This window comes from Gardnerella sp. DNF00109, assembly GCF_049262845.1.
Lineage (GTDB): Bacteria > Actinomycetota > Actinomycetes > Actinomycetales > Bifidobacteriaceae > Bifidobacterium > Bifidobacterium vaginale.
This window is the reverse complement of record NZ_CP058406.1, coordinates 233,454-247,954: the sequence shown is the minus strand read 5'-3', so window position 1 is coordinate 247,954 and position 14,501 is coordinate 233,454. Positions and strand designations below refer to the sequence as shown.

The 14,501-nt window shown below is 44.3% G+C and carries 8 protein-coding genes and 1 pseudogene; 1 reads left to right on the top strand and 8 read right to left on the bottom strand.

Annotated elements, in window-relative coordinates; translation table 11 throughout:
* Positions 1-75: 75 nt before the first annotated feature.
* The 3 genes from rpmA to HXT20_RS00890 form a co-directional block, all read right to left on the bottom strand.
* Positions 76-327: a 50S ribosomal protein L27 gene (rpmA, locus tag HXT20_RS00900; protein WP_004106248.1), complete on the bottom strand. Its 252-nt coding sequence runs from the start codon at positions 325-327 to the stop codon at positions 76-78.
* 33 nt (positions 328-360) lie between these two features.
* A complete protein-coding gene (gene rplU / locus HXT20_RS00895; protein ID WP_004111933.1) occupies positions 361-669 on the bottom strand; it encodes a 50S ribosomal protein L21 in 309 nt (102 codons plus the stop codon).
* 181 nt (positions 670-850) lie between these two features.
* Positions 851-4,276, bottom strand: a complete 3,426-nt coding sequence (locus tag HXT20_RS00890; RefSeq protein ID WP_422114384.1) for an Rne/Rng family ribonuclease — start codon at positions 4,274-4,276, stop codon at positions 851-853.
* Positions 4,277-4,619: 343 nt separating this feature from the next.
* Between HXT20_RS00890 and HXT20_RS00885 the strand changes: the two genes are divergently transcribed.
* Positions 4,620-5,561: an AEC family transporter gene (locus tag HXT20_RS00885; protein ID WP_004124231.1), complete on the top strand. Its 942-nt coding sequence runs from the start codon at positions 4,620-4,622 to the stop codon at positions 5,559-5,561.
* Positions 5,562-5,871: 310 nt separating this feature from the next.
* Here the strand turns inward: HXT20_RS00885 and HXT20_RS00880 are convergent, their stop codons facing one another.
* From HXT20_RS00880 to HXT20_RS00860, 5 genes and pseudogenes are all read right to left on the bottom strand, one after another.
* Positions 5,872-7,239: a hypothetical protein gene (locus HXT20_RS00880; protein WP_422114383.1), complete on the bottom strand. Its 1,368-nt coding sequence runs from the start codon at positions 7,237-7,239 to the stop codon at positions 5,872-5,874.
* Positions 7,240-8,205: 966 nt separating this feature from the next.
* On the bottom strand, positions 8,206-10,053 hold the full coding sequence (locus tag HXT20_RS00875; protein ID WP_004115964.1) for a hypothetical protein: 1,848 nt from the start codon (positions 10,051-10,053) through the stop codon (positions 8,206-8,208).
* Between the two features lie 274 nt (positions 10,054-10,327).
* Complete coding sequence (locus HXT20_RS00870) at positions 10,328-11,695, bottom strand: ATP-binding protein (protein ID WP_032842031.1); 1,368 nt, start codon at positions 11,693-11,695, stop codon at positions 10,328-10,330.
* A gap of 405 nt (positions 11,696-12,100) precedes the next feature.
* Positions 12,101-12,448 (bottom strand): annotated as a pseudogene (locus HXT20_RS00865) (KilA-N domain-containing protein); the annotation flags it as partial.
* Positions 12,449-13,052: 604 nt separating this feature from the next.
* Positions 13,053-14,492, bottom strand: coding sequence for a Maf family nucleotide pyrophosphatase (locus HXT20_RS00860; protein ID WP_422114382.1), 1,440 nt, complete (start codon positions 14,490-14,492; stop codon positions 13,053-13,055).
* Between the last annotated feature and the right edge of the window lie 9 nt (positions 14,493-14,501).

The following is a 14,501-nucleotide window of genomic DNA, read 5'->3' as shown; positions in this document are numbered from 1 at the left end:
GCTCAATACTCGCCAGATTTGCAAAAACAAAAAAGCCGCACCGAACGGGGTGCGGCTAGAAGATTAATGAGTTACTCAGGCGGTAACTACGTCTACAACCTTGCGATCGCGACGAATGCCGAACTTCACATTGCCGTCCACCAAAGCGTACAGCGTGTGATCCTTACCCAAAGCAACGTTCTGTCCTGCATGGAACTTGGTGCCGCGCTGGCGAACAATAATGTTTCCAGCCACAACAGCTTCTCCACCGAACTTCTTAACGCCAAGATATTGCGCCTGTGAGTCGCGACCGTTGCGCGAGCTAGACGCACCCTTCTTATGTGCCATCTTGCTGTCCTTTCAGGTTTATAACACCGTCAATCAGGCGATGGCCGTGATCTTGACGAGAGTCAACTTCTGACGATGACCCTTGCGGCGAGCCACGCCAGTCTTGTTCTTATACTTCATAATGCTAATCTTTGGACCCTTAGCTTCGTCGTTAAGAACTTCTGCCTTAACTGTGATCTTTGCAAGATCCTTAGCGCTTAAGGTCACCTTAGCACCGTCAACAACGAGCGCGACCGGGAATTCCACGGTATCGCCCTTCTTTGCATCGAGACGGTTTACGAGGATGGCGTCTCCAACCTCAACCTTCTCTTGATGGCCACCGGCCTTCACAATCGCGTACATAATTCGTTCCTTAGCTAAATTGAAAGCTTTACTATTGCCTCACGCGCAGCGTTGAACCTGCGGCAAGACACCGACTATCAAAATTACACCGACCCCTGTACTAACGTCAAGTCTTAATTCATAAAGTCGAAATAAGCAATAGACATTATTGTACTCGAGCCGTATACTTTGCGTCTATTTTTTAGTTTTCACTAGATTCTTGAGAGCTTTCTGTGGATTCTTGAGATTCTTGCGAATCATCAGATTCCTCAATTTTCCCGACTACCTGCGATTCTTCACTGCTTTCTGCAGATTCATTACTCGCATCTACTGCAGAAAAGTCGCCAGCAACCGAAGATTCATCAACACTGTCAACACCGTCAACACCGTCAACAACACTATCGCCTGCATCGTCACCATTAGCAACGTCATATGCAGCTACAGCATTCACATCATTATTGTTATCGTCTTTATTATCGTTATAGTCTTTTTCGTCACTTTTGCGCAAAGACTCCTCCAAGAAAGCCGACGACGCTGCAGCGGCAGCAATACGCGCTAATTTGGCGCGAACATCCGCACTGGACTCCTGCTTAACCACAGGCATAGGGTCCGCAATACTTCCATGACCATGCTTATTGGTTTTAATAAACGGATCACCGCCCTTAAGCGCGTAAGGATCCGCATACTCCGAAGACACAGTCGGCTCGTCGTGAAGAATAAACCCACGACCCTTGCAAGTCGGGCACTCCTCCGAAAACGCCTCGACCAAACCCTGTCCAACGCGCTTACGAGTCATTTGGACGAGACCAAGAGATGTAACCTCCGCAACCTGATGCTTTGTGCGGTCGCGCGCAAGACACTCAACAAGACGGCGCAAAACAAGATCGCGGTTCGCTGGCATAACCATGTCAACGTAATCGATCATAACCATGCCGCCAATATCGCGAAGTCGCAGCTGACGCGCAATCTCCTCGGAAGCTTCCAAATTGCAGCGAGTCACAGTTTCTTCCAAAGACTTACCGCGACCAATAAAACGACCCGTATTTACGTCAATCGTTGTCATTGCCTCCGTTCGGTCAATAACAATCGAACCGCCTGCAGGAAGATAAACCTGGCGCTCCATGCCCTTTCTAAGCTGGCTGTCGATTTGCCACTTGTCGAACACGTCTTTGCCTTCATGCTCAGCAGGATCCCAATACTCAATCTTGCTGCGCAAATCAGGAGCCATCATCTCCAAGTATTCACAAATGCGGTCATACGCGCCCTTGCCTTCCACAATCATCTTTTGGAAGTCATCGTTAAATATGTCTCGAACAACACGAATTGCCACATCTGGCTCGCCTTGCAAAAGCTTTGGCCGCTTGCCATGCAAGAACTCTTCTCGCTTCGCTTCGATTCGTTCCCACTGTTTTACAAGCGATTCAAGGTCTTTTTCAATCGCATCTTCACTAGCACCATCTGCGGCGGTTCTAATGATTATGCCCATGTCTTTAGGCGCGATTTTGCTTACGATTGCGCGAAGTCGGCTGCGTTCACGGTCGGATAGCTTGCGACTTACGCCCGTCATAGCTCCAGACGGAACAAGCACAAGGAACCTACCAGCAAGCGTTACTTGAGATGTTAGTCGCGCACCCTTATGGCCTATAGGGTCCTTAGTAACCTGCACTAAAACAGGGTCTCCTGCCTTAAACGCAAGCTCCATTCTTCGCGGCTGTCCTTCTAATCGTGTTGTATCCCAGTTGACTTCGCCAGCGTAAAGCACGCCGTTTCGGGCTTGACCAATGTCTACGAATGCAGCCTCCATGCTTGGCAGCACATTTTGTACACGACCAAGGTAAATATTTCCTACTGTTGCAACTTCTTGAATATCAGAAACATAGTGTTCTACAAGAATATTGTCTTCGATTACAGAAATTTGCGTGTGACGATCGCGTTCACGCACAACCATAAGTCGGTCAACGTTTTCACGCCTTGCCAAAAAGTCTTGCTCCATAAGCAAGTTTTGGCGATTACGCTCCCTGCGATTGTCACGACGACGCTGCTTTTTGGCTTCAAGTCGCGTAGAACCTTCAATATCCGTAATCTCATCAATATACTGCTGTTTTCTAGATCTTCGACTAGACGAATCGGAGTCTATTGACACAAAACGCGATTGTGTGCTTTGTGAATTTTGCGAGCTTTGCGAACTTGAGGAACTTTGAGACGAATCGTCAGAAGATTTCGACCTGCGACGACGGCGACGACGAGTGTACACTTCCTCGTCATCTTGAGATCGCAACTCGTCTGGATCTGGAATTAAATCGCGGTCTTCTTGAGAAACTTCTATTTCGTTTATGTCATAATCGTCAGCGTATGAAGAATCATCCGAAGATAGGTCGGATGTTGTTCTACGGCTTGATCTATCAGACTTATCTGCCCTATCTGTCCTATCTTCCTTATCTGCGCGAGACGGTCTGCGACGACGGCGACGACGGGTTATCATTTCTCCGTCTTCATCATCATTATTTTCTAAATCAGAAGTTTTTGTATACTTGCGGGTTGATTCAGAATCTACATCATTATCTGACTCAACACTATTTTCAATTCTTTCGTCAATTACATCATCGATTGGAGAATAAACTATGTCGTCGTATTCAAGGTCTTCTTCTATTTGCTCGACTTCTGCGGCGGCGCGTCTTTCGGCAGCGTTTAGTCTGCGATTCTTGCGTGACTTTCTATGATTTTGATCATCGTAATTATCCTGATTATCACGATTCTTACGACCATTATTGTTATTATCGCTATATTTGTCACCATTATCTTTGTCAAGGTTAGCTTTATCAAAATTAGACTTATCCAAGCTATCCTTATCCAGATAATCTCTACTATTTCTACTTATTCTGCTATCGCTTCTATTATCAATTTCGTTTAAATCTTCAGAATTTGCACGATTAGATCGATCTGTACGATCTGCACGATTTACTCTGGAACGCACACGAATAACACGTGTATCATCGTCAGATTCAGAATCATAGTTATCGTCAAAATTGTTACGATTATTGCGATTTTTGCGACTACGTACTCTACTTAAATCCTCGTCTTCATTGCGATTCTTCCTGTCATTCCTGCCAGAACGCGTTTTACGCAACTTTCGTGAACTGCGACTATTGTCTTTGTCTAAATCATCTCGACTGTTTTCTCTATCGCTTTCATTTGCATCATCGTCGTAATCTAAATCGCGCATACGACTATTGTTTTCAGGCAAACGATGAGGTAAAACAGGCTCCTGAAAAAGTAGCGATGTTATCGGCCTTACAGGAGTTTGGTGCTCAACAACACTTTCAGATTCAGTTTCCTCAGAGCGTGTATCGTAATCGTTTCCGCCTTGTACGTGTAGTTTCATCGATTCGCCAGCTGCTCCTGCAACTCTTACAACGCGTCTTCCAGCACGCCTGCGTCTTGTGCTTGACGCTGCGTCTTGCGAACCTGAAACCACATTGACAACACCTGCTGTAACGGGTGATGTAACAGTTGAAGCAGCTGCTGATCTTTGATCGTCAGCTGCGTTAGTAGATTCGTTCGCGCTTGAATTTGCTGCTACGAATGAAAGATTTTTATCTTCATTTTTATCATTATTGGCTTCGGGCACGGTGAAGCCTTCTCGTGTTACTCTGGGCACTATGCTCCTAGCGAAACTCTGCAATAGTTTCGCGCTCTTAGCCTGAAGAATGCACACGCTTATGCGAGCCACCCCTAAGGCTATCAATAAAGTCTAGCTGCACGACAGCGGACACCAGCCTCGCCCAAAATCATGCGTGAAAATCACGTGAGGGGATCGACGCCGTCGAATGCTCTGGCGGCTTGCAGCGCCACCGTTTTCTAGTATGCCATATTGCAACGTCAAATAACATGCGCCAATAAAAGTAACATACGCCAATAAAAGTCGATTGCGCATTACCCACAATCCAAAAATCAGCGCTAAAATCGTTTTCATGGGTTTAATCAGTGCTATGCAAGGCTTTTGCGTAATTGGCATCGTCATTGCCGCAGGGTACGTAACCGCGCGTCTTCGCATCGGCGGATCGCAAGCACAAATGGTGCTTAATCGCGTAAGCTTTTTTGTTTCAAGTCCTTGTTTAATGTTTGCAATACTTGCAAAAGAGCCAATTTTTGAGATTTTCCACTCGTCAATTTTTGTTGCGTTTTTCTCCGCAATGATTGTTGGCGTTGCATTTATTCTGCTTAATCGCCTGTTTTTCCGTCTTCCTGCGGCAGATTGCACAATTGGCGCGCTTAACTCGCTTTACTTAAACTCAAACAACATTGGCTTGCCTGTTGCAACTTATATTCTTGGAAACCCTGCACTTGTTGCACCGATTTTAGTTATGCAGCAAGCTGTTTTTACGCCTGTTGGACTAACGGTTTTAGACGTTACAACTACTGGAAAGTGCTCGCTTAAACGCATTGCTCAACAGCCGCTTAAACAACCACTTTTAATTGGTTCACTTGGAGGAATTATTATTTCGGCAATTTCCGCAAAAGTTGGCTATTTTCCTGTTCCGAATTTTCTTTATGACCCGATTAAGATGATTGGCGATTCCGCGGTTCCTATGATTTTAATGGCTTTTGGAATGTCACTTTACGGCAGCAAGCCGCTACAAAAGGATTCTAATCGCGCTGCTATTGCTACAGTTGCGATTTTAAAAAACTTGATTATGCCAATTGTTGCGTTTTTATTGGCTTATTTTGTTATGGGTTTCCGAGGTGCCACTCTTTACGCGTGTGTTGTGCTGGCGGCGCTGCCGACTGGTCAAAACGTGTACAATTACGCTGCAAGATACAATGTTGGCTTGAGTTTTGCGCGCGATGGAATCCTGTTTTCTACGGTTACGAGTCCGATTTGTATTGCGTTAATCGCAGCAGTTTTAGGGTGACTAATCCTCCCGCATTTGTTCCCTATTTAAGCAAATATAACTACAAACACTGGCAAAAATAAACAAACACAAAAAAATGCTTCCGGTTTTGAAAGCCCCTAGTAGCAAACAAAACCGAAAGCAACAACACTCAACACCCAAAACCCAACAAGCTAAACGAATCAACACTGGGAAGAAAAGAAAAACAATAGCAAACCAATGTTAAAACAATAAAACCAAAGAGAATCGGGAATAAACCAGTGTGATGCTTCCCTACAAAACACCACACCAGTCGTTGAGCGCAAACCCTAAATAAGGTGGTAAATAATGCTTAGTGACGCATCTTGCGAACAGCAGCACCCATACCAGCAAGCATAGAAGCAGCCAAAGCAGTCAAAGCAACACCAACACCAGCATTACCAAGCTTCTCGCCAGACTTACCATGACCCTTAGCACCCTTAGCAGCAAGCTCACCCTTAGCAGCAGCCTTACCAGCAGCGGCTGGAGCAGTAGCCTGAGCCTTAGCAGCCTCAGTCTTCTTAGCAGAAGCCTGAGCAGCAGGACCAAACTTACCATTCAAAGCATCAGCATAAATCTGCTTCGTACCAGGAACAGCTGGGAAATCAGCAGCCAAAGGATCAGAAGTCACAACAGGAGGAAGAGCAGCAGGATTCACACCCAAACGAACCGCATCATTATAAGCATCCTTATACTCAGCCAAAGCCTTATTATAAGCAGCAACAGCAGCGAAAGCAGCATCACGAGCAGCATTAAACTCAGCTTCAGCCTTCTGCTCAGCATCAAAAGCACGCTGCTCATGAGCATGAGCACGGTTCAAAGCATCACGAAGAGCAGTTTCCTTAGCAGAATTATTCTCACCAGAAGCCAAGAAATCAGTCAAATCCTGGTTAGCCTTCTCAGCAGCAGCCTTACGAGCAGCAAGCTCAGTCATAGTCTCAAGAAGAGTCTTCCTCTTAGCAGCATAATCAGCCTTCTTCTCAGCAAGATTATTATCAGCCTCATCCAAAGCAAGCTTAGCCTTATACACGTAATGAACAGCAAGCTTCTTCTTAGCAGCATCAGACAAGTTCAACTTACCAAGATCCTTGATCTTCTGATCAGGAGTGGTAGTATCATCCTTCTTGTCATCCTTCTTAGGAGCCTGCTTGTCGTCCTGCTTTGAATCCAATGAATCCTCAGTGTACTCGCTGCTACCAAACACAGCCTTCTTCACAGCCTGATACTGAGCCTCAGTAATCTTGCCATCAAGCAAATCATTGTATGCCTTACCAAGCTTCTCAGCACGAGTACCAGCATACTGAGCAAGCAAATCAGGCTGGAACTCATCTACTGTAGGATTCGCAATACCACGCTTACGAGCTTCAGCAGCAACGCCCTCAGCAGAAGAATTATTCAATGTATCGTTTGGATAATCAAGAAGACGGTGAGATTCTGCAGCGTCTTGTTCATCCTCAGCTTTTTGCAACATGGCTTTAAGCTCTTGGTAAGAGCTTGTTTTAGAGGTGCGAATATTATTTGCTACAAAACCAAGTCCACGCTGTTCTGCCTCTTGAGCTAACTGAGTACGCTCAGTATCAGTAGCAGGAACTTTTGCAGCCATTGCTGGGGTTGCCATTGCGAAGCCGGCAAGCAAAGTAGCGCCAGCAGCGAAAGCAGCGATAGCCTTCTTATTCATCATTTTAATTTCCTTTCTTCTTCTCCTCCGTGCAGGTACACGAAGAAAAATCTTAAACATCCAACAACATTCAAAACATTGTGGATAACCACCATCTAGAGCACCTAGCTAGCAGCTGTTATTAACATACCCCCCCCCCCGTTTAAAAAAGTCAAGTCCCAATCACACAAAATAAACAGAAAAAAATAATGTTACACACAAACTAATCCACAATAAAAACTATTTTCACCATAATATTTGCGGATTAACACTAATAAAACCGTAAAAATACATTATTTCAAGGTTTTTAAAGAATTTTCCCAGACTTTTCTCAGGAAACTACTCAGACAAGAACACTAACACTATAAAACCATTGAAAAATCAACATTCCACACACATCACACACGCAACACGCCGACATCCCACCACTCTTCACTCTGCCTATCTCTTCTCCCGCATTTGTTCCCCTTTTTAGCAAATATAGAAACAAACACGGGCGCGAGAACTGCCTTCGCGCTCAAAGCGTAGCGCGCGAAGGCAATTCGGAGCGCTGAGCCGCTCAAACGTAAAGTCCAGTGGACTTTACGCGAGGCGAAGACGTGAGCGCGCTGTAACGCGCGAGCGATTTTCCCGAGATTGTTTACGTATTTGGAGATTTTGGAAACAAACACGGGATAAAAATAGGCGAAAACAGGCGACATATTAAAAGCATTTATTAATTAACACAAAACCGTTGAAAACACTACTGTTTTGCCATAAACATTTCACAAAATCAGTGGTAAAAATATGCTGGATTTTCACGAAAATCAAGGTATGATTTCTCTAAATCTTCACGAAATCAATGGTACCGCTCGATTTTATATTTAACACAAAATAACGCAAAATGGCGCAATACATACAAAAAGGTCTTTGCACACATTACGCACAAAGACCTTTTTATATTAGTCCTACTGTATTCAGCACCATTCAGCACTAAACACAAGCGGTAGCTTAGCGACGAATCTTACGGAAGGTTGCACCAGCACCAGCCAAAACGCTAGCAGTCAAAGCAATAAAAGCAATGCCAACACCAGAATTAGGCAATCCTTCACCCTGAGTAGCAGTACCATTCTTCACAGTAATATCAGTCCAACCAAGCTGATTGCCCTGCTCATCAACAAGAACAACCGTATGCTTGCCAGAATAACCAGCAGGGAACATGGCATCAAACTGAGGCTTACCATTAACCAAGCGAACAGTCACATAATCCGTACCCTCAGCACCCTTAAGAAGACGAGGACTAGAGTAAATGAACGCATAAGCTTTTGCGGAACCATCACGATTCAAACGATCAAGGAACGCCTGGTTAGAAATGCTCAAAGTCACTCTATTAACAGCGCCAGCACCAGCAACATTATTAGTGCCAACCGTAATCATGCCCTTCAATTCTGGCAACAAGTCAGCAACAGAAGCTGGAGCAACAGGAACACCAGCATGCGCAGACACAGGAGCAGACACAGGTGCTGAAGCAGGTGCAGAAGCAGGAGTTTGAGCGGACGCAGATGCAGAAGCAGCGGATGGAGACGATGAAGCTGCAGCAGGAGTCGATGCGGATGGAGTTGTTACAGATTGAGTCGAAGACGAGGATGGAGTGCTGTCATCATCAAAAGATGGCGTCTCATCCGACGGCTTCGAAGGAGTTGGAGTCACAGGATTAGACGGAGTCGTATGATCTGGATTCACTGGATTCACAGGCTTTGGAACAACTGGATCTGTATTCTTCTTACCACCAACAAGCTCACTCACATCAGCTGGAGCAAGCTTATAGTCAGCAACCTTATCGCCGTCAACCTGTGCTAGAGCATCATGAACGTTAAACTTTGGTGCTTGAGGTTCTTCCTTCTTAGGATTCTGAACTTCTTGAACCTTAGTTTCTTGCTTTACAAGCAATTCCTCAGCCTTAGTTACGCCCTTATTAGCAGCCTTGAGAAGGTTTTTCTTGCTCTGGAGCTGCTTTTGCAACTTTCCAAGCTCCTCAGCAGCCTTATTATACTCTGATGAGCCTGCTGGGCCAGTCTGTTCCTTTGCCAACGCGTCAAACTTTGCTTGAGCGGTCGCAACCTGACCTTCAAGAGTCTTAACATCGTTACGAATGGTTGCAGCCTGAGTGTAGGCCTTAACCATGCTCGTAGCCTTATCGTTCAATTCGCTGAAAGAACTGGCAATCTTTTGAGCGTTTTCTAACTGTTCTTGAAGCTTCGTCTTTTCAGCACCAGTAGCCTTAGCAACCTTAGCTTGCAAAGCCTTAACACTACCTTCTGCCATCTGCTTCAAAAGTAACGCGTTCTGAGCCTTCTGGTTGGCTAAATCTTGAGCCGCCTTAAACTCGGCATCTTCTTTAGTAGTGTCAACCTTTGGTTCTGGTGCTGGAGGAGTCTGAGGGTCAGTCTTATGTTCGTCTGGGTTGACTGGAATCTCTGGCTTAGTATCATTGCCGTTCGGGTCATGGTCCTCATCAAACATGTGAGGGTCGAACTTTGGCAATGGCTTATCACTACCATTATAATTCTTATGAGTATTATACATTTGGTCGTAATAATTCTCATACTCATTTTCAGTGTTCTGGAGCTGGTCCCATTCCGAACCAGAGCCATAAATATCATCTTCTGGCTTAACGGTTGGAGTAGTTACTGGGGCTGGCTTTGGAGGGTTGTTAGGAACTTCGTCAGGGTATCCAGCTGGGGTTGTTACAGGATTATTAGCTGGAACCTCGTCAGCAAAGGCGAAGCTACCGACGAATCCGCAAGATACCACGATTGATGCGGCAGCTATACCAGCAATCGCTTTCTTATTCAACATGATCTTCCTTTCTTCTTCCTTCTCACGTATAAGCGTGCGAAGAGAGCAATCGCAAGAATACAACTGAATATTCTCGAAATCTCATCCATAAAAACATGGACTATCAGCACTTAGAATACCCCCCCCCCCGTAGCCCTAAATCAATATTTTCACACAAAAACACGCGTCATTTTTTACACAAAATTTGCGCAAATCAGCCGAACGGCTACTAATAGCCGTTCGCTCCGACCTGCCTTTTCGCTTAGAGCGTAGCGCGAAAAGACAATTCGGAGCGCTACACCAATCCACACATATAAAGTGGTAATATTATGCAATTCAAATCTTTTCTAACGCTAAGCTGTTTAGGAGCAAACACATAACTCGTTCCAATTCTTTTTGAAAACTTCGCCTTAAATTTATCAAGAGAAACCGTTTTGAACACATTTCCAGATTTAACTTCAATCGCAGATATACGCATTTTGCCAGCAGAATCCAGAAAAGCTTTAGAAATCAAAAAATCTATTTCCATAGTATTTTCCGAATTTTCTTTATCTCTATTTGAATAGAAAAATAGGCGATGCCCAGATGCTATTAGCTGTTGAGCAACAACGTTTTCAACTAGCATTCCTTCATTAATTGAGATTTTTCCAAATAAAATTTCTTTATAAAGATCATTAGACGCAATACTACTATCTGAAAGTATCATAGAAGCCAACAACCCAGTATCAGCCATATAGCATTTTACTAACGCATCATCCGCATTAAGATTCAAGCCTACATTTGGATCTGTAGATTTGTAGCAATTATTTGTAATACTCGCATCCGAAAGCCAAAAAAACGCATCCTTATAATCGCGCATACGAGCATTCTTACCCAAAGACGTAATCCTATACCTTTTTTCATGCCTAGAAAGCTGTGCTGGTATTCCATCAAACACAGCCATAACTTTCATTTCATACCCTTTTGCAAACTTTGCAGCATCCTGCCTATAGAGTGAGAGAATACGACGCTTAACCCTATCTACTCGAGCAAAATCCCGCGAAGCAACATATTCATTTACAGACTGCGGCATGCCACCAACTAGCATATATTCTCTAAAAAGTCGCATCGCTTTTTTATGTAAAGCATCTGGCAAAGGATTTAACTCATCAAATGAACTCTTAATAACAGTCGATAGATTTTCTTCTCCACAAGCCCACAGAAATTCTTCAAAATCAAGAGGATACATGCGTTCTTCTTGTTCTTCAGACGGAATCACTATTGTTTCAACATTATGTTTAATCGAAAGTAACGAGCCAGTCTCTATATAGTCGTATCTACCATCTGCAACTAGTTGTTTTATAAATTCTCTAGCCTGTGGGAAAAATTGCACTTCATCAAAAACCATTACCGATTCGCGATTATAAAGTTTCACACCATACAGTGCAGATATGTACGTAAAGAAAGTGCTTAAGTCTGAACGATAATCTTCAAATAACCGAAGCGCATCTTTTGAAGCTTGCGAAAAATCAATAAGAATATAAGATTTGTACTCATTTCTTGCAAACTCTTCAACTATAGTGCTTTTCCCAACTCTTCGAGCACCCGTTACCAAAAGTGCTGTTGAACCGCGATCAGCATTCTTCCAATCGAGCATTTTTTGATAGAATTTTCGCCTTAACATATAACACCACTTTTAATACCACTTTTAATTAACACAAAACCGTTGAAAACACTATGTTTCATAGTATATATTTCACGAAAACCAATGTCAATATATGCTGATTTTTCACCAAATCAAGGGTAAAAATATGCCGATTTTTCACGAAAATCGATGTACTATTTCTCTAAATCTTCACGAAATCAAGGGTATCGCGCGATTTTACATTTAACGAAAACTAGCAAAAGCTGGAAGTCTACTTCTAAGTTAAACTATCAGGTAAGCTGCGCTAATGTCTTCGCTTGTGCTGAAAGCACACCGTGCTTTCAGCCTGAGCAAACTCAATTTTTTAGCACAGAATCCAAACTCTTCATTCCAGAATTATTCAAATTCTCAAGAGATAAAATCTGCGTTCGCGCCAAATTTCTAAGTTCCACCATACTTACCAGATTTGGAAACTATGCCAATAGCATTTGTTGATTCTACCCATCTTTTAGGAGATAAAGTAAAAGCATTAGAACCAGCCTCATTCTTAAAGGAGTCGAATTCGACCCCTTTAAAATTCGGGTTGTTAATACTCTCCCACAATCCCAAGAATTCAATAGTATTCTTCACTCTCAGCCAGTTTTTCACAACATCTTTAGGCTCTTCTTTGTTTTTATATCTCGCAATATCGGTTAAACTAACGTAATCATTCATAAAATCTTCCGTATAAACCTGAATTGTAAAGCCTTTTGCCTTAATAATATCTTTTTTAATATTTGACGCATTAGACATAATTTCCCCCTAATTTTTACGCAAATCTACGCAAATAGTTGCTTTATTTGATTTGTTTACTTTATTTCTATGCACTTAACACAAAACCCATGAATCACAAGCAAAATTACAGAATCAAGCACAAGTCACAAAACATCTAACAACTAGCAGAAAACTAGCATGCATCAGCGCATAAACATAATTCTATAAGATTTCACAGATAAGAATCAACAAACTCGGATTATGATACAAACACACTACAAGGTTGCATAGGTTACACCAAGTGAGGTAGAGATTCGAGATTTTTCGCAGCGGATGAAGCGAACCTCAGCATGAAATGGTGATTCGCTGAAGCAGCAAGAAAAATCGAGAATCTCGGTGATGAAAGATACGAAAAAGTTTTAGATATTCAGAAGGTTTGATGTATTTCTATACGAGCAATAAAAGAGGAGCGTAGCGACGGGAGTTGCGAGGAGAGAAATACATCAAACCTCGCGCAATACCAAGTAAGGAGCGCGCAACACAAAATAGGAAATACGCTCGCACGCTCTAAGAGGAAAGGCAGGTCGTCGCGCAAAAAGCGGAAGCAACCGACGCGGAAATACCGCTCGCGCAGCCAAAGCACTCAGGCAGGTCTTCGCACAGCAAGAGAATCAAGGCGCGCGCGGAAAGACGGCCAATCCGTACGCATTGCCGTAAGCAGCTTTAGCTTCGGAACATCATCAATCGGCACCCACTTGATTTCCATACTCTCGTCGTCGTGCGCGCACGGATTCACACTATGCCCCGGCTTTTCAAACGCAAAAACCGTTGTATAACGCCAATTCCCGTGATTTTCGCAATACGCTCCAACAACATCAATGTCTTGAGACGTTATGTTCGCTTCTTCAAACGACTCGCGCAACGCGCCCTCAATCGCAGTTTCACCATCAGATATTGCGCCGCCAGGAATCCCCCACGTGCCACCTTCCGCGCTCCAAAGCGCGCGATGTTGCATAACAACGTGAGTCACGCGCCCAGTGGCATCGCCTCGCCTAGCAAGCAACACGCCAGCAGCGCCATTATGGCCCCAATGCTTGCGCCCGCAATCGCACATAACCCATCCGTCTCCTGGCTGATGCACGTTTTCTTTAGGCACTTGCGCGGAAGCAGGATCGTCCTTAATCGCCTCGCTTTCTAACTTGCGACTATTCCACAAATCTTGCCAAGCGTACCCAAGATCGCAAACCATCTGCCTTAGCAGAGGCAAGCTGATTCCAAGAACTCCATGCGGATCGCCCTGAATTCCCTCAATAAATGCCCCGCCAAAGCCTTCTAGCGTAAAGGATCCTGCCACTTCCAGCGGCTCGCCAGTTTCTACGTACGCGCGTATCTCCTCATCGCTCATATGTGCAAAAGTCACGCTTGCGCGACTCACTTTGCACACTGTTTTGCCACTTTTCGTGTCGATTAAGCAATGGCCAGTAAACAATTCTCCAGTTTTTCCGCTCATTCGCTTAATCCGCTCAAATGCCACTTCAGGAGTATGCGGCTTGCCGTAGCATTCGCCGTCTAGCAAAAACATGGAGTCGCAGCCAACAATAAGCACACTATTGGAATCAGCGGAAGACTTGTTCACGTGCGCAAAATCGTGAATATCAAAAGTCTTAGTAGGAACTTTTACGCCCGAAAAATCGCGAGTTTGCGCGGTATCTACGTTATGCGTTATATGCGATTGCGAATCGTTTGTCAAAGCGCTACTAGCAGTTTCAGAAGATTCAGATTCTGCAGACTCAGCCTCAGCCTCCAGAGGATACCCCACAACCAAATCGCCACTAGCCGAAGCCGCCGCATTTGCAACAAGCTTCCACGACTCATACGCCGCAAAAGCCTTTGCTTGCGCCAAAATCGAAACGCGCTCCTCGGCGCTCATCTGCTCCACGCTAACACCTTGCGCATTTGCAGCATTACGCAACGCCGCTGGCTCATCTACCTCGCTCACGTGAATCACAGGAATCACGCCTGCAGCAGTCAACACAGATCTACGCGCTGGCGATTGAGAAGCTAAAATCAACGAAACTGTCATACCTTACTC

Bases quoted from the DNA above. Each gene is read 5' to 3' on its own strand.
- HXT20_RS00885 (WP_004124231.1), top strand. From the start codon at position 4,620: ATGGGTTTAATCAGTGCTATGCAAGGCTTTTGCGTAATTGGCATCGTC.
- HXT20_RS00880 (WP_422114383.1), bottom strand. From the start codon at position 7,239: ATGATGAATAAGAAGGCTATCGCTGCTTTCGCTGCTGGCGCTACTTTG.
- rpmA (WP_004106248.1), bottom strand. From the start codon at position 327: ATGGCACATAAGAAGGGTGCGTCTAGCTCGCGCAACGGTCGCGACTCA.
- HXT20_RS00860 (WP_422114382.1), bottom strand. From the start codon at position 14,492: ATGACAGTTTCGTTGATTTTAGCTTCTCAATCGCCAGCGCGTAGATCT.
- HXT20_RS00875 (WP_004115964.1), bottom strand. From the start codon at position 10,053: ATGTTGAATAAGAAAGCGATTGCTGGTATAGCTGCCGCATCAATCGTG.
- HXT20_RS00870 (WP_032842031.1), bottom strand. From the start codon at position 11,695: ATGTTAAGGCGAAAATTCTATCAAAAAATGCTCGATTGGAAGAATGCT.
- rplU (WP_004111933.1), bottom strand. From the start codon at position 669: ATGTACGCGATTGTGAAGGCCGGTGGCCATCAAGAGAAGGTTGAGGTT.